Raw genomic sequence first — 21,572 nt, 5'->3', positions numbered from 1 at the left:
CCTACAGCGTTCCTTTGCTCCGCCCGGAAACGGGCGGTTTTTTTTCGCCCACATATCAGAACCGCACGCTAACCCCTGCCCTGACGCCGTGATCTTGCGCCCCGCTGGCGAGCTGTCCTTGGTAGGACAGATCGAACGACACCTTGCGCGACACCTGCACGTCCAGCCCCGCTTCCAGCACCGCGCTGTTCTTCGCGATGGGCACGCCGGCCACGGTAAAGGCATCGCCCGCCGCGAAAGCCTGGGTGGCGGCGGGCTTCAAGTCGCCGAAGGCGTAGCGCCAGCCCAGCGATCCGCGAGCCGTGGCTTGCGCGCCGCCCAGTTCGAAGCTGGACATGAGCCGCGAACCCAGTGTCGTGTACGTGGTCTCGGTGGTCTGGCTGTTTGCACGCAGGGCGGCTGCGCCGCCGCTCTCGCTGTAGCCGTCGGTCTTGAGGTTGACGTAGGCCAGGTTGGCGAACGGCTCCAGCGCAGCAACGCGCGTGTCGATGCGATAGCTGAGGTCGGCAAACGCCTGGACGGTGCGGCCGTCGTAGTTGGCCTTGAGGCTGTCGGAGTAGCCGGGCATGGATACCGAGCGCCGAGTCGCGATGTCGTGCCAGCTGTAGGCCAGCCCGCCGCGCAGGCCCACCGCGCCCCACTGGCCGCCGCCGTAGGCCCCGAGATGGTAGTTGTCGCTGTCGCCCGATGACGCGCGATCGCGCACGTCGAAATCCGTGCGGGTGTAGCCCGCCATCAGGCCCAGCCGCCAGGCATCGGACACCGGCGCATCCACGCCCAGCAGAAAGCCGCCGGTCGAGCTCTTGACCTGGGCAGCATTGCCGTCGCCGTCGGTCTGGCGCCAGGAACCCAGGCCCTGTATCCAGCTGGCGGGCCCCGTCGCCGTTGCCGGAACCAGGCGGGCGCCGCCCCCTGCGGACGCCAGCACCGGCGTCGCCGACGCGCCGACCGCGCCCGCGGCCGAGCGCAGGCGCTCGCTGGCGGCGTCGCGCACATAGCGGCTGTCTTCGAGCAGCACGGTCTTGGCCGACGCGTGGATTTCGCCGGATAGCTGGTCGAAGCTGGAACGCAGCAAGCCCTTGTCGTCCGGTAGCACGGCGAACGCGTCGTAAAGCCCATTGCCCGCCGCCATGCCGATGCTGTCGATGGCGCCCGCCGCCGCGCGCTGGTTGCGCGTGTCGGCGGCCGTGGCCATCGCGGTGCCGTTGCGCGCCAATTCCAGCGACACTCGGCCCGCGCCGTAGTCGTAGCCGAGTTTCGGCGTCAGGAAGGCATAGTCGGACGTCACCGTATCGAACCGGCCGGACAAGGCGCCGTCGGCCGCCAGTATCGTGTAGACGGAACGCAGCCCGTAGTCGCCGCCGATACCGATATGCGCGACCGAGCCGCCATTGATCGTGGCATTGCCCGTGACATGGATGAGGTCGGCATCGGCGCCCTGCGGATTGGTTTCCACGGCGTAGCGCGCGCCGCTCTCGATGACGAGATCGCCGTCGACGGTCAGCGTGCCGATGGAATTCCCTGGCGCCAGCGTGCCGCCGGCCGCCACGGTCACCACCGAGCCAGCGCCCGAGCCCACTGTGCCGCGGCCTCCGAGCACGCCGCCCTGGCCGATATTGAGCGCGCCGCCAAGTTTGCCGTTCAAGGCCAGCCGGCCGCCCTGAATCGTGGTGCTGCCGGTAAAGCCCGAGCTGTCGCCGCTCAGCGCCAGCGTCCCCGCGCCGCTCTTGACCAGCGCGCCGCCACCGGAGATGGCGCCGCCGAACGTTGCGTTCGCGCCTTGTTCGAACACCAAGGAGCCATTGTTGTCGACATTGCCCCGGATCGACCCGACATCGCCGATCAGCATGCCTTCCTGGATGACGGTATTGCCGTAGGCGTTGCCCGCGTTGTCCAGTCGCAGCGTGCCGGCTCCGGTCTTGATCAGGTCGGCGTTGCCCAAGACTGTGCCGACCAGCCCCAGCGTTGCGCCGCCAGCCACCTCGAAGCGCCCGGCCTGGGTCAGCGTCATGGCACGCGCGGTATCGAAGGACGCCGATGCCGCCAGCGTGCCGCCATTGAATGCCACGCCGCCAGAAGCCGCGCCCAGGTTCGCATCGCTTGCAACCTGCAACGTGCCCCCGGCTATCGTGGTGCCGCCGCTATAGGTGTTGTTGCCGCTCAGGACCAACGTGCCGGCGCCGGCCTTGAGCAGCGATCGTCCGCTCCAGCCCGTCGCGGCGTTGGCCGCCTGGTCTGCCAGATCCGCGCCGACTACGAACCGGTTGGCGGCATCGCTCAACGTGAACGTGCCGTGCGCCAGATTGTTGTTGGCGGTCCAGCTCAGGTCGTAGCTGGCGAGATATTGCAGGCCGTCGGCCGACTTGCGCGTGTTGACCGTGAGGTAGTCCACCGCGCCGCTGAAGCCGCCCACGCGCACCGATCCGAAGTCGCCGCGAATGCCGCCGCGGGTGTCGATCAGCACCTTGTCGAGCTGGCTGGCGTTGCCTATGCCGCTGAGGGTGAAGGCGACGCCCTCGCCCAGCGCCAGCCCACCCGCCTGCAAGGATGGGCCGCCCGCGCCGGCTGCGATATCCAGGGCTGTGCCATCCGCCAGATTGACATTGCCCGCCACCGCCAGCGACGCCGGCCCCTGCACCGACAAGGCGCTGCCCGCTGCGCCGACGTTCAAGTCCCCTGTCAGACTATTGGCTGCGCCGGCTGCGCCGTCGCCATATTGCAGGACGCCGCCCGTGACTTCGGCCGAGCCGCCCAGCGAACCTTGCACCACGAGCCTTCCGCCGGACACCGTGGTCTTGCCGAAGTAGGAGGAACTGTTGCCAGCCAGGCTCAGCGTGCCCGCGTCCTTCTTTACGAGCGCGCCGTCGCCCGAGATGGCGCCGGCAAAGCGCGCATCGGCGGTCTGCTCGAACACCAGCCTGCCGATGCTGTTGATGTCGACGTTGCCCGAGATCGAACCGGCATGGCCGACCAGCGTGCCAGCGCGCACCCAGGTATTGCCGTAGGCGTTGGCCCCGTTGTCCAGACGCAGCGTGCCGGCGCCGGACATGAACAGATCGCCGCTGCCCGTGACGGCGCCGACCAGCCCCAGCGTCGTGCCGGCGGCCACGTCAAAACTGTTTGCCTGCGTCAGCGCGACCGCCCGCGCGGTATCGAAGCTGCCCATGGTCGCCAAGGTGCCGCCGTTCAAACTCAGGCCGCCGGACGCGGCGCCGAGATTCGCATCGCTCGACACCTGCAAGCGGCCGCCCGAAATCTGCGTGCCGCCGCCATAGCTGTTGTTGCCGCTCAAGACCAGCGTGCCGCCGCCGCTCTTGGCCAGCGCGCCTGCGCCCGACACCGAGCCGGCCAGGCCCAGCGTGGCGCCCGTGGTCACCTCGAATCGCCCCGACTGCGCCAGGGCGACCCCGCGCGCGATGTCGAAGGTGGTCGTCACCGCAAGCGTGCCGTCGCCGAAGGCCAGGCCGCCGGCCGTCGCTCCCAGGTTGGCATCGCGGTCGATCTGCAGCGTGCCGCTGGCGATCATCGTCCCCCCGCCGTGGCTATTGCTGCCGCTCAACACCATCGTGCCCGCGCCGCTCTTGACCAGGGCTCCCGCACCCGACACCGCGCCGGTCAGGCCCAGCGTGGTGTCTGCCGCCACGTCGAAACGTCCGCTCTGCGCCAGCGTGACGGCGCGCGCGGTGTCGAAGCTTGCGGTGGTCGCCAACGTGCCGTCGCCAAAATGCAGGCCTCCGACAGCTGCGCCCAGGTTGGCATCGCTATCGACCTGCAACGTGCCGCCCAGGATGGCCGTGCCGCCGCTGTACGTGTTGGCGCCTTGCAGCACCAGCGTTCCGGCGCCGGCCTTGGTCAAGCTCTTGCCGTCCCAACCGGCGGCGGCATTGGCTGCCTGGTCGGAAAGCGGCACCCCCAGCGTGAACCGGTTCGACGCATCGGCCAGCGTGAAAGTGCCATGGGCCAGGTTGTTGTTGGCGGTCCAGCTCAGGCCGTAGGTGGCGAGGTACTGCTTGTTGTCCGCGGACTTGCGTGTGTTGACGGTGAGATAGTCGACCTCTCCGGTAAAGCCGCCCACGTTGACGGCGCCGAAATCGCCGTCGATGCCGCCTGTGGGCGCCTCGATCAACACGGTATTGAGCCCGCTCTTGTCGGCGATGCCGCTCAGCCTGAACACCACGCCATCGCCCAGCGTGACCTTGTTTGCCTGCAACAGCGGGCTGCCCGTGCCGGCCATCAAGTCCAGCACGGTGCCATCGGCCATTTCCATGTCGCCCGTGACCGCCAGCGTGGCGCCCCGATGCACCGCCAGCGTGCTGCCGGTGCCTGAGACATTCAGGTTGCCGCTCAGGGTGTTGGCCGCGCCCGTGGCGCCGTCTCCGTACTGCAAGACCCCGCCCGTGACGGCGGCCGAACCTCCCAACTGGCCCAGCACCACCAGCTTGCCGCCCGACACCGTGGTCCTGCCCCGGAATGAGCTATTGGCGCCCGTCAGCAACGTGGTGCCGGCGATCTGGTTCAGACTATGTGAACCGGCGCCTGTGCTCAACAGCGGCGTCGAAAACGTGTAGGCGGACTCGGTATGGTTGAAGTTCACGGTGGCAATGCCGGCGCCGAACTGGATTGCGCTGGCGTTGAGCGTGCCGGCGCCTACGGCCGGCTGCCCCGCCGCCGCGCCGATATTGATCGTGCCGGTGGTGGGAAAGAAAAGAAACCGGTCCTGCGCCAGGGACACGGCCCCTCCGCCGCTCGCGCCAACGTTCACTGTGCCGCCTTGCGCGATCGTCAGGCTGCCCGCCCCCGTTCCCACGCCAAATCCCAGGGTCATCGCGCCGCTGTTGTCCCAGATGGAGCCGGCGCCGCGGACAACAACGTTGCCGCTACCGCTCATGCTGCCCACATAGCTGTCTTTGTTCGAGACGAAGCCCCCCGATTCGATGGTCAGTGTGCCCTGACCGGACACATCGCCCACCCTGAGCTCGCCGTTATTGATCCAGGTTGAACCGCGCCCCGACACCAGGAAGGCGCCATTGCCGTTCTGCATGCGCCCGACAACGCCATCGACGCTGGTCGCATATCCCCCCGCCAGGATCGACACGCTGCCCCTCCCGCCTTCCGAACCAACCAGCAGCACCGCGCGATTGCTCCAGAGCGACCCGACATCGGAAACCGTCACTTTCGCCGCGTCATTCTGCCGGGCATCCACCGTCGCAAACTGGTTCGAGACCGTGCCGCTACTGAAGATGCTCAGCTCTCCGGGTCCGGCGCCGCCGACAAAAAGGTTGTCCGTCAGCGCCCAGGTCGAGCCGGGGCTGAACACGCTGACCCGGGCCGTGGCGCCGGGAGCTTGCCCGGCATCGATACGTCCTTCCGCGGTACCCAGAACGTTGAGGATCTGCAGGTTCCCGCCCGTGACGGTGGTGTTGCCGACGAAGCCTGAACTATTACCGGACAGCCGCGTGGAGCCGGCATAGTGATTGAGCTGGTGCGTGCCCGCCGCGCTGCTGACCAGCGCCGCGCCGAAGTCGTAGAGGTTGTTGGTGTTGAAATTCAGCGTGCCGGTACCCGCGCCGAACGCGAGTCGCTGCGTTACCAGGAAACCAGCGCCCGCGGGCGCGGCGCCGGGAGCCGCGCCGATGTTGATCGTGCCGTCCGCCGAGGCCGAGTCGGCCAGAGACACTGTGTTGCCGAGCGACATCAACAGCTCGCCGCCATCGGCGATAGTCACTGTTCCCACGCCGAATATACCCACGGAGAGCGGGACGAAGACCGTAATCTTCGGGCTTGACATGGATCCGACCGTGGTATCGCCCGTGAAGGAGACCAGCGGCCCCGCTTGTGTTTCGCTGGCCGTGCCCGGGGCAACCAGCAACATCGCCATCAACGGCAGGCTTCCGCGCGCGGATCGCCCCCTGCGGCAACCGCCCTTGCCCTGCCCGCGAGCATTTTCACTTACCACTTTCCACAAGCCTGCGCTGCGGTTGAAGACGATGCGATACGTATGATTCATTGGGCTCTTATGTAATCGGGGCCCGCACGAACAGTTGCCGGGCAGACGCGGGTAGAAGCCGGGGCCGCGAAGCGCGTTACCCGCCAATTACAATTAGAAAAGCGATTCGTAACATTGCATATCACTGAAACTTGGTAATTGAACGAAGCCGGCCAACGCTTCGGCATGCGGCTGCCAGCGTCTCCCCCTGGCTTGCGGGCAAGGCTGCTCACCGGGTTGTTGATGCGCCGCAAACACGTTTATGCTCCATGTGAAATAAATATGACCGGTCATCAAATCGCCCGCCCCGTTTGATTAAGATCTCGGCTTTTGCCGTTGGACGCCCGCCGCCATGTCGGAACAGGAATTGAAACTGCACGTGCCTGCGGCCTCGCGCCAGGCGGTGCTCCGAGAGGTCAAGCAGCGCGAGGCGACCCGCATCCGCCTGCACGCCATGTATTTCGATACGCCGGAACGCGAACTTGCGCGGGCGCGCATCGCCATCCGGCTGCGCCAGGAAGGCCGCGACTGGGTGCAGACGCTGAAGATGCCTGGCATCAATGCCATCACGCGCATCGAACTCAATCACCCGCGGCCGGGCCCGGTGCTGGACCTGTCGGTGTATGCCGGCACCGAGGTCGAAGCCGCGCTGGCAGCCATCAAGGGCGAACTGGGCCTGCGTTATGAAACCGATGTGCAGCGGCTCCTGCGCAAGGTCCGCACGCGCTACGGCACGGTGGAACTGGCCTATGACACCGGCATCCTGCGCGCCGGCGCGCTGGAGCTGCCCATCTCCGAACTGGAATTCGAACTGGTGTCGGGCCGCCCCGCCGCTATCTTCGCGGCGGCTCGCGGCTGGCAGCAGCGCCACAGCCTGGTGCTGGACCCGCGCAGCAAGTCCGAACGCGGCGATGCGCTGGCCCAGTTGGCTCAGCGCCTGGCAGATGCAGACGCCATTCCGGGCGATGACCTCGAAGCCCGCCGCGCCCAAGCCATCGCCCAGTTCTGGGCGCCGCGCGGCGCCGCATCGGTCAAGCTGCGCGAAGACATGACGGCGCCCCAGGCCATGGCGCGCATCGCGGCGGAATGCCTGGACCAGATCGCGCGCAACGCCTCGGTGCTGGCCGAGGTCGACACCGAGGGCGTCTACCGCGCCGGCAACTCCGAACACGTGCATCAGCTGCGCGTGGGCGTGCGCCGGCTGCGTTCGGCCTGGAAGCTGTTCGACGGCTGGATCGCGCCGATTCCAGACACTCTGCTGCAAGGCGTGCGCACGCACTTCGCCGCCTTCGGCGCCAACCGCGACCAGGACGTGCTGAACGAAACCGTGGCGCCCGCGCTGATGCGCGCAGGCATGCCGGTCATCCCTATGGAAGCCGCGCCCCCGGAACAGGACGCGCGCAGCATCGCCGGCGGCAAGGCCTTCCAGGCCTGGATGCTGGAGCTGCTGGAATGGAGCCTGGACGTGCCGCCGGCCCTGCCGTCCGCGGAAGGCCAGACGATAGCCAACGGCACCCCCAGCGACGCCGCGCCCGAGCCCGCCATCCGGCTGGAAGGCGGCGTGGCGGCGCCCAGCGTCAAACCCACCATCATTCCGATGCTGGCGCCCGAACCCGATCCGCAGCGCCTGCACAAGCAGCTTGCGCGGCGCCTGCACCGCTGGCATAGCAAGGTGGCTGACCAGGGCACGCAATTCGCGACGCTCGACATTCCCACGCGCCACGAACTGCGCAAGCGCGGCAAACGGCTGCGGTACAGCCTGGCATTCGCCGAATCGCTGCTGCCCGCGGGCAAACTGCGCGGCTATCGCAAGCTGCTGTCGCGCGTGCAGGACGTGCTGGGCGAAATCAACGACCTGGCAGTGGCCAAGGACTACTACGAGTCGTGTACCGCCACCCATCCGCAAGCCTGGTTCGCCCTGGGCTGGATCAGCGCGCGCCTGGAAGAACTGGCGGACGACGCGCAGCAAGCGTTCGACGATCTGGCCGCCAGCAAGCCATTCTGGAAGTGACGCGGGCTTGAACGCAAAAGGGACGGCATGCGCCGTCCCTTTGTTTTCTCCGGCGCATGCGCGCCGGACCCACGGACCTCAATCCGCCAGCAAAGCCCCGGCGAACTCGTCGGCCACGAAGGGCTGCAGGTCTTCCAGGCTTTCGCCCACGCCGATCCAGTACACCGGGATCGGGCGCACGCCCTGGCTGCCCGCGGCCACGGCTGCCAGCGTGCCGCCCTTGGCGGTGCCGTCCAGCTTGGTCACGACCAGGCCCGTCAGATTGATGGCGGCATCGAAGGCGCGGATCTGCGCCAGGGCGTTCTGGCCGGTATTGCCGTCCACCACCAGCAGCACTTCGTGCGGCGCGGCGGCATCCGCCTTGCCGATGACGCGGCGGATCTTCTTCAGCTCTTCCATCAGGTGCAACTGCGTGGGCAGGCGGCCCGCGGTATCCACCATCACCACGCCCATGCCGCGCGCGCGGCCGGCGTTGACCGCATCGAACGCCACAGCCGCCGGATCGCCGCCGTCCTGCGAGATCACCGTCACGTTGTTGCGGCTGCCCCATTCGATGAGCTGCTCGCGCGCAGCGGCGCGGAACGTGTCGCCCGCGGCCAGCAGCACGCTGGCGCCCTGGCGCTGGAAGGTGTGGGCCAGCTTGCCGATGGAAGTGGTCTTGCCGGCGCCGTTGACGCCAGCGATCATGACGACCAGGGGTTGCGTGCGCTTCAGGTCGAAGGCGCGCTCCAGCGGGCGCAGGTGGTCGGCCAGCAGTTGGCGCAAGGCCGCCTTGACCTTGGCGGGGTCCTCGATGCGTTCCTTCTTGACCCGCGCGCGCAGCGCCGTCAGGAGCTTTTCCGTGGCCTCCAGGCCCGCATCGGCCATAATGAGCGCCGATTCGAGTTCCTCGAACAGGTTCTCGTCGACCTTCACGCCGATGAAGATCCCGCCGATGCTCTGGCCCGTACGCGACAGGCCTTGCTTCAAGCGGGACAGCCAGGAAGCCTTCTTGGGGGCTTCGGCGGCGGGCTCGGGGGCTGGGGCCGGCGCCGCAGCCGGAGCCACCGGAGCCGCAACCGGCGCGGGAGCGGCGATCGGAGCTTGCGTTGCCACCACCGGCGCGGGCGCCGCGACAGGAGCGGGGGCCAATGCCGGGGCCGGCGCTGGCGCCGGAACAGGCGCTGGCGCCGATACCGTAGCGGGTGTCGGCGCAACCGGCGCGGGCGTCACGGCCGGCGCCTCATGCGGCGCAGCAACAGGCGCCACAACGGGCGGTGCCGCCGGCGCGGGAGTGACCGGGACGGCGGCGGGCTCGGCAGGCGCGGCTACGGCGTCTGCAGCCTCCGGCGGCGGCGCGGGTTGAACCGGCGCGGCGGGCGGAGGGGATTTTTTCTTGAAGAAGCGGCTAAACATGGGTAACAAGTATATTCGTATCGTCGGGGGCCAATACAGACGCACCCCCATTGCCGTGCCCGACGTGGAGACGCTGCGCCCCACGCCCGACCGGGTGCGCGAGACGCTGTTCAACTGGCTCAATCACCTGTGGGGCGGCGAGTTCGCCGACAAGCAGGTGCTGGATCTATTCGCCGGCAGCGGCGCCTTGGGCTTCGAGGCGGCCTCGCGCGGCGTGGCGCATGTACAGATGGTCGAGCGGGACAAGACCGCCGCGTCCGCGCTGCGGACACTGCGCGACAAGCTCAAAGCCGACATGATACGCATCCACGTGGGCGACGCCATGCAGGTCGCCGAGCGCATGGATGCGTCCCGATTTGACCTGATCCTGCTGGATCCGCCTTTCGGCCAAGGCTGGCTGCCGCGCCTGTGGCCGATTCTGCCAGGCATTCTGACCGAGCATGGGCTAGTCTACGTAGAGGCGGAAAGCCCCATCGAAGCCCCCGAAGGATTCACGATCTTGCGGCAGGACAAGGCAGGCGCGGTCCACTACCACCTGCTGGAATTTGCTGCATTGCGCAAATAGGTCAATAATCCGAGCTTCGGAGGATGGTGTAAACCACAAATAACGGTACGGAGCTCGTATGATCACCGCTGTATATCCCGGCACTTTCGACCCGCTGACCAGAGGCCACGAGGATCTGGTCCGCCGTGCCGCCACGCTTTTCGACAAAGTCGTGGTCGGGATCGCCATTAGCCGCAACAAGAAGCCCTTCTTCAGCATCGACGAGCGCGTGGAAATCGCGCGCGAAGTGCTGGGACACTATCCCAACGTGGAAGTGCAAAGCTTCGGCGGCCTGCTCAAGGACTTTGTGCGCGACCAGGGCGGGCGCGTGATCGTGCGCGGCCTGCGAGCCGTGTCCGACTTCGAGTACGAATTCCAGATGGCCGGCATGAACCGCCATCTGCTGCCCGATGTCGAAACGCTGTTCATGACGCCCTCGGACCAGTACCAATTCATCTCCGGCACCATCGTGCGCGAGATCGCGCAGTTGGGCGGCGACGTGAGCAAGTTCGTGTTCCCGTCCGTCGAGCGCTGGCTCCAGGAAAAAGCCAAGGAACGCCGCGAACAGTCCTGGCCGGGCTGAGCCCCGCCGCAGGTATTGCTCCACCCTCGAAGGGCGCGCAAAGCGCCCTTCTTGCGCTGCGCGGCCCGGGCGCGCGGCGGCGGTACAATGCGCTTAGCCCTACCCGCCCCATACCGCAGCCCGCCATGGCCCTGACCATCACCGAAGAATGCATCAATTGCGACGTTTGCGAGCCCCAGTGCCCGAACGAAGCAATCTCCATGGGCGAGGACTATTACGTCATCGACCCTGACCGGTGCACCGAATGCGTGGGCCATCACGACGAGCCGCAATGCAAGGTCGTGTGCCCCGTGGAGTGCATCGAGCTGCACCCGCAATGGAATGAAGGCCAGGAACAGCTCATGGCCAAATACCGTCGCCTGACCGGTGCCGCATGAGCGACGCCGCGCAGTCCAGCATCAACCTCCCTCCTTCCCGCCACCACGCCCGCCGCGACCTGTCCGCATCGGCCATCGCCGCCGGCCTCGTCGCCGTGCTGGTCAGCTTCGGCGGCACCGCCGTGCTGATGGTGCAGGCAGGCCATACCGCGGGCCTGGATTCGGCGCACATCGGCTCCTGGATCGGCTCGCTCAGCCTGGCGTTCGGCCTGGGCGGCGCCTTGTACAGCCTGCGCACGGGCCTGCCCATCGTCATGGCCTGGTCCACGCCTGGCGCGGCGCTGCTGGTCACCGCGCTGGCCGGCGTTCCCTTCAATGAGGCAATCGGCGCCTTCATCCTGGCCGCCGCGCTGACGTTGGCCTGCGGCCTGTTCGGCTGGATCGATCCCATCCTGCGCCGCATCCCCGGCGAAATCGCCGCGGCCATGCTGGCGGGCGTGCTGCTCAACTTCGGCATGGGCGTCTTCAGCAACATCAAGCAGCAGCCCGCGCTGGTGCTGGCGATGTGCGTCGCCTATCTGCTGTGCCGGCGCTGGGCGCCGCGCTACGCGGTGCTGGTCGTCATGCTGGTGGCCATCGCCATCGCCTTCGGCCTGAACCTGATCCAGCTGGACCTGCTGGACTGGCGCCTCACCGAATTCGTCTGGACCACGCCCGCCTTCAGCGCGCAGGCCGCGGTCAGCCTGGGCATTCCGCTTTTCGTGGTCGCGATGGCCTCGCAGAACCTTCCCGGCCTGGCCATCCTGCAAGCGGCGGGCTACCAGCCGCCCGCCTCGCGCCTGGTGGCAGCCACCGGCCTGCTGGGCCTGCTGGCCGCGCCCTTCGGCGCGCACAGCGTCACGATGGGCGCCATCAGCGCAGCCATCTGCACCGGTCCCGAAGCGCATCCGGACCCGTCCAGGCGCTACATCGCCGCGGCCACCTACGGCCTGGGCTACGTCGTGCTGAGCGTCGTGGCCGGCGCCGTGGCCGTGTTCTTCCAGGCCTTGCCCGCCGCCCTGCTGGCCGCGCTGGCCGGGCTGGCGCTGCTGGGCACCATCATGGGCGGCATGGCCGCGGCCATGGCCAACCCGCAACGCCGCGAAGCCGCGCTCATCACGCTGCTGGCCACGGCATCTGGCTTCAGTTTCTGGGGTATCGGATCGGCCTTCTGGGGCCTTCTGGCAGGCCTGCTGGCCCACGCGGCTTTCGAATTCAAGCGCTCTGGCGCTCAGGCTTGAACGGCCCTTGCGCCCGGCCCGCTCAGGCCGGCCAGGCGGCCACGGGCGTATCGGGATGCACCTTCATGATGCGGCAAGGCACCTGGACGAAGTTGGAAATCCAGGCCGCGGCCAGTTCCCCTTCGTCGATCACGTCCACCACCTGCTCGCCCACCTTCATGCTGTAGCGCACGCTGTCGTCGTCTTCGATGACGTCCAGCGGAATGTCCATGCGCAGCATGCCAGGCGCCTTCAGCACCAGGTAGCCCAGCCGCAGCTCGACCGAAACGTCGGCCAGCCGCGGACACAGGCTGCGGTTCAGCCACTGCCCGGAATCGTTGGCGACCAGCCATTGCCGGTGATAGCCCGCGGCCTCGGCCTGCGTGGTGACGCCGCACTCGGCCACGGGTTGGAAGTTCTCGGCGTTCATTTGCCCAGCAGTCCCTTCAAAGCCTTGTCGACGGCAGCGCCGCCCTTGCCCTTGCCCGTCACCGCTTCGCGAAGCTTGTTTTCCAGGCTGCGCTGGAGAATGCCGCCGATGGCGTCCTTCCAGAGCACGGTATAGGTCGGCTTGTCGAACGGTCCCTTGACGTGCACGGGGATGGTCACGTCCTTCAGGTCTAGCAGTTCCTTGCCTTCCGGATCGGCTGCCGGATTGACGACGCGGGCTCGCGCCACCAGGTCCAATTCGCTCTTGACGAAGTCAATGGTGGCCGGATCGCCCTGCGTCACGCGCAACAGGGGCGACACCACGTTCAGGCGCTTGACCGCGGCCACGCCCTTGGTGAAGGCCAGGTCGGCGTCCATCTCGGAGAATTCCGTCTGCTTGCTGGTGTCGGACGCGACGGTTTCATTCTGCGATTCCGGTTTGAAGGCGGCCTTCAGTTCGCGCAGCGTCTGCGTCAGGTTGATGCCCTTGACCGCGCCATCGCGCAGGCGCAATTGCATGGTGCCGCCCAGGCCGCTCTTCATGGCGTAGGCATTGGCGCCGGCTGTCTTCAGGTCCAGCGCAAGGCTGCCCGTACCGCTCAGCACGTTCTGGCGCGCCAGGTCCATCAGGAACGGTTCGATGGCGATACCGGCCAGCGACATCTTGGTGGCCAGCTGGTTACCCTGCGCGGCGTCCACCGACAAAGTGCCCGCCAGCTTGCCGCCGTACAGGCCGGCAGTCAGGCTGGAGATATCCAGCTTGCCCTTGTCCAGCTTGACCGCGGCGCCGACGTCGTCGGCCTTCAGGCCGCGCACGACCAGCTTGCCAACCTTGATCGTGCCATTGACGCTGGGACCGATCAGCGCAGACAGGTCGATCGTGTCGTCGGCAGGTTTGGCAGGCGCCGCAGGGGCTGCAGGCTGCGCGGGCTTGCCGTCTTCCTTCTTGGCTTCGGCCGGCTGCTTGGGCGCCGGCTGCGCGGGCGTTGCCGCAACCGGCGGCACCAGCTTGTCCAGGTCCAGCGTATCCACCACCAGCGCGAAATTCACCTTGGGCGCATCGCTCAGCTTGGTAATGTCCGCGCTCAAATCGAACTTGCCGCCTTCCAGCACGGCGTTGATCTTGCTCGTGGCCTGATCCTTCAGCAGATCCGCGGTCACGCTGCCGATCACGGGGATCTGCAGGCTGCCCTTGGGCAGTCCGGGATCGGTGATGTTGACGTCGCCCCGCAAGCCAGACAGGCCGCCGCTGCGCTGCAACAGGTTCAAGGACAGCGGCGAGGCGAAGTTCAGCTTGACGATCCGTTCGCCATTCTTGGACGTGCTGTCCAGCTTGGCTTCCTTGATCTCCAGCTCACCGGCGTTGCCGCTGATGCCGTTCAAGCCGAAACTCGCGTCCAGGCCGCTGATGCGCACGCGGCCCGTCAGCGCCTCACCCGTGGCCGACGCCGGAGAGATATTGAGCGCGGGCGCGTCCACGGCGAATTCGAAGGGACCATCGGCCACGCCGCCCTTGGCGCGTATCGCCAGTTTCTCGATCTGCAGCTGGCTCTTATGCGGGTCGATCGCCAGCTTGGGGATGGCCACGCTGGCATCCACATTGGTCGCGCGCGCAGCGGGATCGGTGACGTCGCCCTGGAACACGACTTCCAGGCCGGCGATGTCCAACGCCGACTTCTGGCCGTTGAAGGCCAGATTGCCGCGCATGGCCAGGCTCTTGGCTTCGGCCCCCGGCAGCTTGCCGTCCATGCGCAGGTCCAGCTTCTGCGCAGCGTAGCGCTTGGCCGACGGATCCAGCGTAAGCAGGGCCTGGCCGGTCAAATTGGCGTCCACGCGCGGATCGCCACCCTCGACGCGTGCGGTCATGCGCACATCGAACGGTTGATTGAAGGTGACGCGGCCGGTGTTGGCGTTGATCTTGGTGACCGCCACCGCCATGCCCGTGATCTCGTCCTGCAGCTGCACCTGGCCGTCCTTCAGGTCCAGCCCGGCGATGTCGATCTGCATGTTGTTGCGCGGCTGCGGCAGGTTGCCGTTGGCGATGGCCTGCACCGCGCTCTGCGCCGCGCCCGCCAAGGCTTCAGCCGGATTGGCCGGCGCCGCCGTGATCGGCGCGGTGCCGCCCACGAGATTGCTGAAATTGAAATGGCCCTGCTTGTCCCGCACCACACGGGCCTTGAAACCGGTGATCGCGACGTGGTCCACCACGAAGCTGTTGGACAGCAGCGGCCACACCGCGACCGCCAGACGGGTGCTATCGATGGAGGCGAAGGTTTCGGAGCTGTCCGGCTCGGACAGCGACACGCCCTGCACCGACAGCCCGATGCGCGGGAAGAGCGACAGCTCGATCTCGCCGTCTATCGTCAGCGTGCGTTGGTAGCGTTGCTGGACAAGCTCTTCCAGCTTGTACTTGTACGCGTTGGGGTCGAATGTCAGCAAGAAGATGGCCAGGCCAACGACGGCCACGACAACCAACACTACCAGGCCTATCAAAATGCGCTTGAACCACGTTTTCATTGCTGCCCCGTCGGTACCTCGACTGGAAATCCTTGAATGCCGTCCGCTGCGCCGGGCGCGCGGAAGGTGCTTTAGCTGCGGAAAAACCGCCAGGCCCATGTAGCCACGGCCTTTCAGGGCGTGCCCGCTCTCTTGCCGAGCCTGGGGCTGCGGCGCCGAAAATGGAATCTGCCAAGGAAAGCCTGATGAAGACGCCAGCCGAGCCAGCGTACAGATAGCGCTATCGTAACAAATCGGGCCGACTTCGCGCGGATGGCCGGGCGCGGCCGCGCAAAATCAACACTATCGGTATCGATGCGGCGTCTCGAAATCCGGCCTCGGACCTGACAACTTTCTGTCTCGCGGATTGTAGGGCTAGAATGATTGATACATCAATCATTGATAGATCCAACAATGTCCGCCCCCGCTACAGGCACCCCGCACTCGCCCGGCCAAGTGCTTCCTTTCCGCCAAACCCTGCTTGCCATGCTGGGCATGTGCTTCGTCATGATGATGGTCGCCATCGATCAGACCGTGGTCGGCACCGCGCTGCCGACCATTGTGGCCGAACTCAAAGGCTTCGAACTGTATGCATGGGTAGCGACGTCTTACCTGCTTACCTCCGTCATCACCGTGCCTATCTTCGGCCGCCTGGGCGACTACTACGGGCGCAAGCCGTTCGTAGTGGCAGCCATCGTATTGTTCACCCTGGCCTCGGCGCTATGCGGCGCGGCCGACAGCATGTTCACGCTGGTCCTGGCGCGGGCGCTGCAAGGCATAGGCGGCGGCATGCTGGTAGGCACGGCGTTCGCGTCCATCCCCGACCTGTTTCCCGATCCCCACGTGCGGTTGCGGTGGCAAGTCATGCTCAGTTCCGCCTTCGGCATCGCCAACGCCATCGGCCCGACCCTGGGCGGCGCGCTGACCGAGCACTATGGCTGGCGCTCGGTGTTCTACGTCAACCTGCCCATTGGCCTCCTCGGACTCTGGTTCGTCGCCCGCTATCTGCCGCATCTGCGCAACCACACGACCGGCCGCGTGCGGCTGGACTGGCAGGGTGCGCTGCTCATCGCCGTGGCGCTGGGCAGCCTGCAACTGCTGGTCGAACTGTTGCCCAAGGAAGGGCTTAGCGCATCCATCCTGCTGCTGGGCGCGGGCAGCGCAGTAGCCTTCGCCCTGCTGTTCTGGTGGGAACGGCGCTGCCCCCACCCGCTGCTGCCGCTGGACATGTTCCGCAACCGCGGCCTCGCCATGCTCTTCACGCTGGCCCTGCTGGTGGGCGTGACCATGTACTCGCTGCTGTTCTACGCGCCGCTGCTGCTGCAAGGCGGCTTCGGGCTGTCGCCCCAGGACGCCGGCCTGCTGATCACGCCAATGGTGGTTTTCATCACGGTGGGCAGCATCGTCAACGGCCGCATCATCACCCGCATCCGCAATCCCAACCGCATGCTGTATGCGGGCTTCATCCTGATGGCGCTCTCGTGCCTGGGCATTGTTACCACCCATAGCTATACGTCACATGCGCTCATCGCTGCATACATGCTGATGGCCGGGCTGGGCATGGGTTTCATCATGCCCAACCTGACGGTCTTCGCGCAGCAGACCGCCGGCCGCAGCCACCTGGGCATCGCCACGGCGCTGCTGCAATCCCTGCGCATGATCGGCGGCATGTTGGGCACGGCGATCGTCGGCACCATGATCAACCACAGCTATTTCAGCGGCGTCGAATCCACGCTGCGCGGCGCTTCCGCCCGCTGGCTGCCAGAGCTGAATGATCCCCAGATGCTCGTCAATCCCGAGGCCCAGACGCAGTTCCTGGCACAATTGGCGCATCAAGGCCAGGACGGAACCTCGCTGATCGAGATCGCGCGCGTCGCGCTCGTCGGCGCCATCCACGAAGGGCAACTCATAGCCCTGGCGGTTGCGGTGTTCGCGCTCTGGTGCGTGCGGCGCGTGCCGCCGGTCCAGTTGATCCGCCCTTCCAAACCAGAGCCGGCCGGCGTCGGAGAATAGCTTTTGCCCAAACAACAACAAGGCTTGCAGGTCATCCAGCACATGGGACAGGCCTACCGCGGCATGCAGAGCGCGTTCAGCAGCACCGTCGGCCACGCCCTGCCCCGTTGGCGCATTTTGCTGGCGCTGCATGAGTGCGGCCAATGTTCGCAGAAGCATCTGGCTGAACGCTGCCGGCTCGATCCCGCGTCGCTCACACGGCAGTTGCAGGCCATGGAAAAAATGGGCTGGATCGCGCGCGCAGTGGATCCGCAGGACAACCGCCTGACCAACGCCAGTCTCACGCCCGTCGGCCAGGCCGTGGTGGATGAAGCCCTGCCCAAGCGGGCGGCGTTCTTCGAGGAGTCGCTCAAGGGGTTGTCGGCCGCGGATATCGACACTTTGAATCGCGTGCTGAGCGTGCTGGAAGCGAATTTCCTGCGGGCGGCGGACAAGGCGCCAAGCTAGCACAGGCTCCGCCGCCATAAGAAGCACGGTATCGACCCATAGCAAAACACGATTCGCGAGCCATAAGGATCATCCAGAATACAAACCGACTCCCCCACATAAGAACAAAGAGGCGGCAATGGATTCGGTGTATTTGGTGGTGACGCTGGGTGCGGTCATCGCGGGCTTCGTGCAGGGCCTGTCAGGCTTTGCCTTCGGCCTGGTGGCGATGTCGTTCTGGGCCTGGGTGCTGGACCCGCGCCTGGCCGCGACGCTCGCGGTCTTCGGCGCCCTGGTCGGGCAGATCCTCGCCGCCATCACCGTGCGCCGCGGCTTCGATCTGCGGCGATTGCTGCCCTTCGTGATCGGCGGCCTGTTCGGCATTCCGCTGGGCGTGGCGCTGCTGCCGCGCCTGGACATGGACTGGTTCAAGACCATACTCGGCATCCTGCTTGTGATCTGGTGTCCCGCCATGTTGTTGGCCAAGAACCTGCCGAAGATAGCCGCAGGCGGGCGCGCCGCCGATGCGGCCGTCGGCATGGCCGGCGGCGTGCTGGGCGGCATAGGCGGCTTCACAGGCACGCTGCCCACCTTGTGGTGCACCCTGCGCGGATTCGACAAGGACGCGCAACGCGCCATCATCCAGAACTTCAACCTGTCCATGCTGCTGGTGACCATGGGCACGTATCTGGCCAGCGGCATCGTCACGCGCGCCATGCTGCCCATGTTCGCCATCGTCGCCGCCGCCATGCTGGTGCCGGTGTTGCTGGGCGCGAAGCTTTACATAGGCATCAGCGAGGCGCGCTTCCGGCAGATCGTGCTGGGCCTGCTGACGGCTTCCGGAGTCGCGTTGCTGGCATCGGCGGTGCCGCGGCTGCTGGAGCGCATGGCATAGTTCCGTCCGTGACCGCAATACGGACCCAGCAATGCCCATGAATTCCGACCGCCGCTACCTCGTCATCCAGGCCCACGCCAGCGAGTTCCCCGAACCCATGCTGGTGCGCAAGGGAGATCGCGTCACCGTCGGCGAACGGTACGATGGCCCCGAGGGCTGGCCCGACTGGTATCTGTGCACGCCAGCAGGCCAACAAGCCGGCTTCGTGCCGGCGCAATTCCTGGACCGCCACGCCGACGGCAGCGCCACGATGCTGGAGGCTTTCACCAACAAGGAGCTGGATGTCGCGCAAGGCGAAATGCTGCGCGGAGAGCGCGAACTGAATGGGTGGGTGTGGGCGGTCAGGCTTGGGGATGGAGAGACGGGCTGGGTGCCGCTTGAAAACCTGCGTCTGTGCGATCACACCATCTGCTGATGCGGTCCAACTCGGCCGCTGCCAGTCATCCCGCTATTCGCCGCAACCGATTGTTTCTCATCCCTCATACCGTTCTCGCAAAGCCCTTCCTGGAGCGGCGCGCATCGCTGTTGACGCCTCACCAAAAAAAACACCCCAAAGATCGGACACAGGTCTGATCTTTGGGGTGCTTCGCGGGATGTGCTGTTTCGCTTAGACGTTGAACAAGAAGTTCATCACGTCCCCATCCTGCACGATGTATTCCTTGCCTTCCGCGCGCATCTTGCCCGCTTCCTTGGCGCCCTGCTCACCCTTGTAGGTGATGTAGTCGTCATAGGAGATGGTCTGGGCGCGGATGAAGCCGCGTTCGAAGTCGGTGTGGATGACGCCGGCGGCCTGGGGCGCGGTGGCGCCGATCGGCACGGTCCAGGCGCGCACTTCCTTCACGCCTGCGGTGAAGTAGGTCTGCAGGCCCAACAGCTTGAAGGCGGCGCGGATCAGGCGGTTCAGGCCGGGCTCTTCCATGCCCATGTCCGACAGGAAAGCCTGGCGGTCGGCGTCGTCGAGGTCGACGATCTCGGATTCAATGGCGGCGCAGATGGCGACCACGGGCGCGTTGCGCGCGGCGGCGAATTCGGTCAGGCGGTCGAGCAGCGGATTGTTGGTGAAGCCGTCGTCCGCCACGTTGCCCACGTACATCGCGCGCTTGGCGGTGATGAAGCAGAGCTGGGCGATGTCGGCCTTTTCCTCGGTGGAGAGGTCCAGCGCACGGATCGGCTTGGCTTCGTTCAGCTGGGCCACGCACTTTTCCAGCACGGCCACGATGCGCTGCGATTCCTTGTCGCCCGAACGCGCGGTCTTCTGGTGGCGTTGCAGGGCCTTTTCAGCGGTCTGCAGGTCGGCCAGGGCCAGTTCGGTTTCGATGACTTCGATGTCGGCGATGGGATCGACCTTGCCGGCCACGTGGATCACGTTGGGATCTTCGAAGCAGCGCACCACGTTGACGATGGCGTCGGTTTCGCGGATGTGCGAGAGGAACTGGTTGCCCAGGCCTTCGCCCTTGCTCGCGCCGGCGACCAGGCCCGCGATGTCGACGAATTCGACGGTGGCGGAAAGGATGCGTTCGGGCTTGACGATTTCAGCCAGCTTCTGCAGACGCTGATCCGGCACTTCGACCACACCGACGTTGGGTTCGATGGTGCAGAACGGATAGTTCTCGGCGGCGATGCCGGCGCGGGTCAGAGCGTTGAAGAGGGTCGATTTGCCTACGTTGGGCAGGCCGACGATGCCGCATTGCAGAGCCATGGGAATCCTGTGTAAGTACGGTATTGATCGTTAACGTTCTAGTTTACCCCGGCTGGGCGCTCAGGCCCCGCCGGCCGGGCCGCCGTTGCGGCCCCGGTCAGGCTGCGGCGGCGGGAACCCAGCGCATGATGATCCAGATCATCAAAATGGGGCCAGCGTTGAAAGCGGAATGCAGCAATATGGCTGCGCCGATTCCGCGACGCACGCGCATCCAGCCCAGCACGAGGCCCGTGAGCCATTGCGGCAGCACCAGCAGGGGCAGCAGCCAGTATGGCGTCTTGCCGTAGACGAAGTTGGTCAGGTGCACCGCGGCAAAGGTCAGCGCGACCAGGTGGAACACCAGGCCGAAATGCTGCAAGTAATAGCGCCGCCAGGTGGTGTCCCAGCCTCGTAGCGGTTCGGGGCGCTGGCGCGCGCCCCAGCAGGCCAGGATGACGAATGCAGCCAGCAGCAGGCCGGTCCAGACCTTGGGCCCCCACAGCACCACGGGCACCATCGCCGGGATCAGCCATAGCGCCTGTCTTGGACGGCGCAGGCCATAGCGGAACAGTATCTCTTCCACCAGCGGCGCCCAGATGACGGCGGTCAGCCAGGGGATGTTGGCGGGATCGAGCCGATGCGTAACGCCGCCGAGCCCGGCGGCGGCCACCGCCACCGGCCCCAGTGCGAACAGGTTCACGGCCCACAGCAGCGCGGCCCAGGCCAGCAGGCGTCCAGGCCCCAGGCCCGGCCACCAGTCGGCCACCAGCCCGCTCGCGGACGCGCGGCCCGGCAGGCGCGAAGCCGGATGCGGGTGCCGGATGAAGCGCCAGAAATCCGCAACTTCGCTGCGAAAGCGAAGTTTTCCGCCAGATAGCGAAGCCGATTGCCGCTGGTCCGTCATCAGGCCTCGTTGCCGCTGTGGAGCTGGCGTGTCGCCAGGGGAAAATCTCCGGCCAGCATCGCCGGCACGACCGCGCGACACCGGTCGATCACCGCTTCGATCTCTTTCTGTTCCTCGCGGCGCGGCGGATGCAGCACGAAGTCCGCCACCTGCTGGGCCAGGCCCAGCGTGCGGGGATGGCCGATGCCGATGCGCAGGCGCCAGAAGTTGGGGCTGCCCAAGGCCGCCTGGATGTCCTTCAAGCCATTGTGGCCGGCGTGCCCGCCGCCCTGCTTCAGTTTCACCTGACCGGGCATCAGGTCCAACTCGTCGTGCAGCACCAGCACCTGCTCGGGCACAAGCTTGTAGAAACGAGCCAACGCGCCCACCGCCTGGCCGGAACGATTCATGTAGGTATTGGGCTTCAACAGCAGCACGTTGTCGGCGCCCAGACGGGACTTGGCCACCATTCCGAAAAAGGACTTCTCCAGCGCAAAAGAAGCGCGCAAGTCGTCCGCCAGATGGTCGGCCAGCCAGAAGCCGGCGTTATGCCGGGTCGTTTCGTAGTCAGGGCCGGGATTACCCAGTCCGACGATGAGGCGTATAGGAGTAGACATGATGGGGGTGTTTAAACCAAAAAACCCTGCGCATGCAAAT

Annotated in this window: 16 protein-coding genes and 1 pseudogene; 9 read left to right on the top strand and 8 right to left on the bottom strand. The window is 66.4% G+C overall.

The window, feature by feature from the left end; translation table 11 throughout:
* Positions 1-55 precede the first annotated feature (55 nt).
* Both AC1RHV_RS17605 and AC1RHV_RS17600 read right to left on the bottom strand, forming a co-directional pair.
* The gene (locus AC1RHV_RS17605) at positions 56-5,725 is read right to left on the bottom strand and encodes an autotransporter domain-containing protein (protein WP_492301776.1); all 5,670 of its coding nucleotides are present in this window, start codon (positions 5,723-5,725) and stop codon (positions 56-58) included.
* 153 nt (positions 5,726-5,878) lie between these two features.
* A pseudogene (locus AC1RHV_RS17600) lies at positions 5,879-6,007 on the bottom strand (ESPR domain-containing protein); the annotation flags it as partial.
* A gap of 331 nt (positions 6,008-6,338) precedes the next feature.
* Here AC1RHV_RS17600 and AC1RHV_RS17595 point away from each other — a divergent pair.
* Entirely contained in the window at positions 6,339-7,997 is a 1,659-nt protein-coding gene (locus AC1RHV_RS17595) for a CYTH and CHAD domain-containing protein (protein ID WP_119449619.1), read from the top strand.
* A gap of 78 nt (positions 7,998-8,075) precedes the next feature.
* Here AC1RHV_RS17595 and ftsY read toward each other — a convergent pair whose 3' ends face one another.
* Positions 8,076-9,392 (bottom strand): signal recognition particle-docking protein FtsY, encoded by a 1,317-nt coding sequence (gene ftsY / locus AC1RHV_RS17590; RefSeq protein WP_492301496.1) that lies wholly within the window; start codon positions 9,390-9,392, stop codon positions 8,076-8,078.
* Between ftsY and rsmD the strand changes: the two genes are divergently transcribed.
* The 4 genes from rsmD (at position 9,391) to AC1RHV_RS17570 (ending at position 12,116) form a co-directional block, all read left to right on the top strand.
* On the top strand, positions 9,391-9,957 hold the full coding sequence (gene rsmD / locus AC1RHV_RS17585; protein WP_054451938.1) for a 16S rRNA (guanine(966)-N(2))-methyltransferase RsmD: 567 nt from the start codon (positions 9,391-9,393) through the stop codon (positions 9,955-9,957). The two genes, ftsY and rsmD, sit on opposite strands and share 2 nt — an antisense overlap.
* 58 nt (positions 9,958-10,015) lie before the next feature.
* Positions 10,016-10,519, top strand: a complete 504-nt coding sequence (gene coaD, locus AC1RHV_RS17580) for a pantetheine-phosphate adenylyltransferase (RefSeq protein ID WP_013396175.1) — start codon at positions 10,016-10,018, stop codon at positions 10,517-10,519.
* A 125-nt stretch (positions 10,520-10,644) separates the two neighbouring features.
* Complete coding sequence (locus AC1RHV_RS17575) at positions 10,645-10,896, top strand: YfhL family 4Fe-4S dicluster ferredoxin (RefSeq protein ID WP_042795127.1); 252 nt, start codon at positions 10,645-10,647, stop codon at positions 10,894-10,896.
* Positions 10,893-12,116, top strand: coding sequence for a benzoate/H(+) symporter BenE family transporter (locus AC1RHV_RS17570; protein WP_054451939.1), 1,224 nt, complete (start codon positions 10,893-10,895; stop codon positions 12,114-12,116). Before AC1RHV_RS17575 ends, AC1RHV_RS17570 begins: the two co-directional genes overlap by 4 nt.
* 22 nt (positions 12,117-12,138) lie before the next feature.
* Here AC1RHV_RS17570 and AC1RHV_RS17565 read toward each other — a convergent pair whose 3' ends face one another.
* Both AC1RHV_RS17565 and AC1RHV_RS17560 read right to left on the bottom strand, forming a co-directional pair.
* A complete protein-coding gene (locus AC1RHV_RS17565) occupies positions 12,139-12,525 on the bottom strand; it encodes an MOSC N-terminal beta barrel domain-containing protein (protein WP_054451940.1) in 387 nt (128 codons plus the stop codon).
* A complete protein-coding gene (locus AC1RHV_RS17560) occupies positions 12,522-15,041 on the bottom strand; it encodes an AsmA family protein (RefSeq protein ID WP_175161368.1) in 2,520 nt (839 codons plus the stop codon). The genes AC1RHV_RS17565 and AC1RHV_RS17560 overlap by 4 nt, the downstream gene beginning before the upstream one ends.
* A gap of 393 nt (positions 15,042-15,434) precedes the next feature.
* Between AC1RHV_RS17560 and AC1RHV_RS17555 the strand changes: the two genes are divergently transcribed.
* From AC1RHV_RS17555 to AC1RHV_RS17540, 4 genes are all read left to right on the top strand, one after another.
* On the top strand, positions 15,435-17,033 hold the full coding sequence (locus AC1RHV_RS17555) for an MDR family MFS transporter (protein WP_306653183.1): 1,599 nt from the start codon (positions 15,435-15,437) through the stop codon (positions 17,031-17,033).
* A 3-nt stretch (positions 17,034-17,036) separates the two neighbouring features.
* On the top strand, positions 17,037-17,480 hold the full coding sequence (locus AC1RHV_RS17550; RefSeq protein ID WP_054451943.1) for a MarR family winged helix-turn-helix transcriptional regulator: 444 nt from the start codon (positions 17,037-17,039) through the stop codon (positions 17,478-17,480).
* Positions 17,481-17,598: 118 nt separating this feature from the next.
* Positions 17,599-18,354: a sulfite exporter TauE/SafE family protein gene (locus tag AC1RHV_RS17545; RefSeq protein WP_175161364.1), complete on the top strand. Its 756-nt coding sequence runs from the start codon at positions 17,599-17,601 to the stop codon at positions 18,352-18,354.
* A gap of 37 nt (positions 18,355-18,391) precedes the next feature.
* The gene (locus tag AC1RHV_RS17540) at positions 18,392-18,769 is read left to right on the top strand and encodes an SH3 domain-containing protein (protein WP_125472711.1); all 378 of its coding nucleotides are present in this window, start codon (positions 18,392-18,394) and stop codon (positions 18,767-18,769) included.
* 192 nt (positions 18,770-18,961) lie between these two features.
* Here the strand turns inward: AC1RHV_RS17540 and ychF are convergent, their stop codons facing one another.
* The 3 genes from ychF to pth form a co-directional block, all read right to left on the bottom strand.
* Entirely contained in the window at positions 18,962-20,053 is a 1,092-nt protein-coding gene (ychF, locus tag AC1RHV_RS17535) for a redox-regulated ATPase YchF (RefSeq protein WP_054451948.1), read from the bottom strand.
* A 97-nt stretch (positions 20,054-20,150) separates the two neighbouring features.
* Positions 20,151-20,936 carry a CPBP family glutamic-type intramembrane protease gene (locus tag AC1RHV_RS17530; protein WP_054451949.1) on the bottom strand — a complete coding sequence of 262 codons (786 nt, stop codon included), beginning with the start codon at positions 20,934-20,936 and terminating at the stop codon, positions 20,151-20,153.
* On the bottom strand, positions 20,936-21,532 hold the full coding sequence (pth, locus tag AC1RHV_RS17525; protein WP_054451950.1) for an aminoacyl-tRNA hydrolase: 597 nt from the start codon (positions 21,530-21,532) through the stop codon (positions 20,936-20,938). Before pth ends, AC1RHV_RS17530 begins: the two co-directional genes overlap by 1 nt.
* Positions 21,533-21,572 lie beyond the last annotated feature (40 nt).

The sequence above is a fragment of the Achromobacter sp. GW823-FHT04E03 genome (assembly GCF_058796095.1).
Note: the sequence above shows the minus strand (reverse complement) of the source record. Positions and strands in the feature narration are given on the sequence as shown.

Bases quoted from the DNA above. Each gene is read 5' to 3' on its own strand.
- AC1RHV_RS17595 (WP_119449619.1), top strand. From the start codon at position 6,339: ATGTCGGAACAGGAATTGAAACTGCACGTGCCTGCGGCCTCGCGCCAG.
- rsmD (WP_054451938.1), top strand. From the start codon at position 9,391: ATGGGTAACAAGTATATTCGTATCGTCGGGGGCCAATACAGACGCACC.
- ftsY (WP_492301496.1), bottom strand. From the start codon at position 9,392: ATGTTTAGCCGCTTCTTCAAGAAAAAATCCCCTCCGCCCGCCGCGCCG.
- coaD (WP_013396175.1), top strand. From the start codon at position 10,016: ATGATCACCGCTGTATATCCCGGCACTTTCGACCCGCTGACCAGAGGC.
- AC1RHV_RS17575 (WP_042795127.1), top strand. From the start codon at position 10,645: ATGGCCCTGACCATCACCGAAGAATGCATCAATTGCGACGTTTGCGAG.
- AC1RHV_RS17570 (WP_054451939.1), top strand. From the start codon at position 10,893: ATGAGCGACGCCGCGCAGTCCAGCATCAACCTCCCTCCTTCCCGCCAC.
- AC1RHV_RS17565 (WP_054451940.1), bottom strand. From the start codon at position 12,525: ATGAACGCCGAGAACTTCCAACCCGTGGCCGAGTGCGGCGTCACCACG.
- AC1RHV_RS17560 (WP_175161368.1), bottom strand. From the start codon at position 15,041: ATGAAAACGTGGTTCAAGCGCATTTTGATAGGCCTGGTAGTGTTGGTT.
- AC1RHV_RS17555 (WP_306653183.1), top strand. From the start codon at position 15,435: ATGTCCGCCCCCGCTACAGGCACCCCGCACTCGCCCGGCCAAGTGCTT.
- AC1RHV_RS17545 (WP_175161364.1), top strand. From the start codon at position 17,599: ATGGATTCGGTGTATTTGGTGGTGACGCTGGGTGCGGTCATCGCGGGC.
- AC1RHV_RS17540 (WP_125472711.1), top strand. From the start codon at position 18,392: ATGAATTCCGACCGCCGCTACCTCGTCATCCAGGCCCACGCCAGCGAG.
- ychF (WP_054451948.1), bottom strand. From the start codon at position 20,053: ATGGCTCTGCAATGCGGCATCGTCGGCCTGCCCAACGTAGGCAAATCG.
- AC1RHV_RS17530 (WP_054451949.1), bottom strand. From the start codon at position 20,936: ATGACGGACCAGCGGCAATCGGCTTCGCTATCTGGCGGAAAACTTCGC.
- pth (WP_054451950.1), bottom strand. From the start codon at position 21,532: ATGTCTACTCCTATACGCCTCATCGTCGGACTGGGTAATCCCGGCCCT.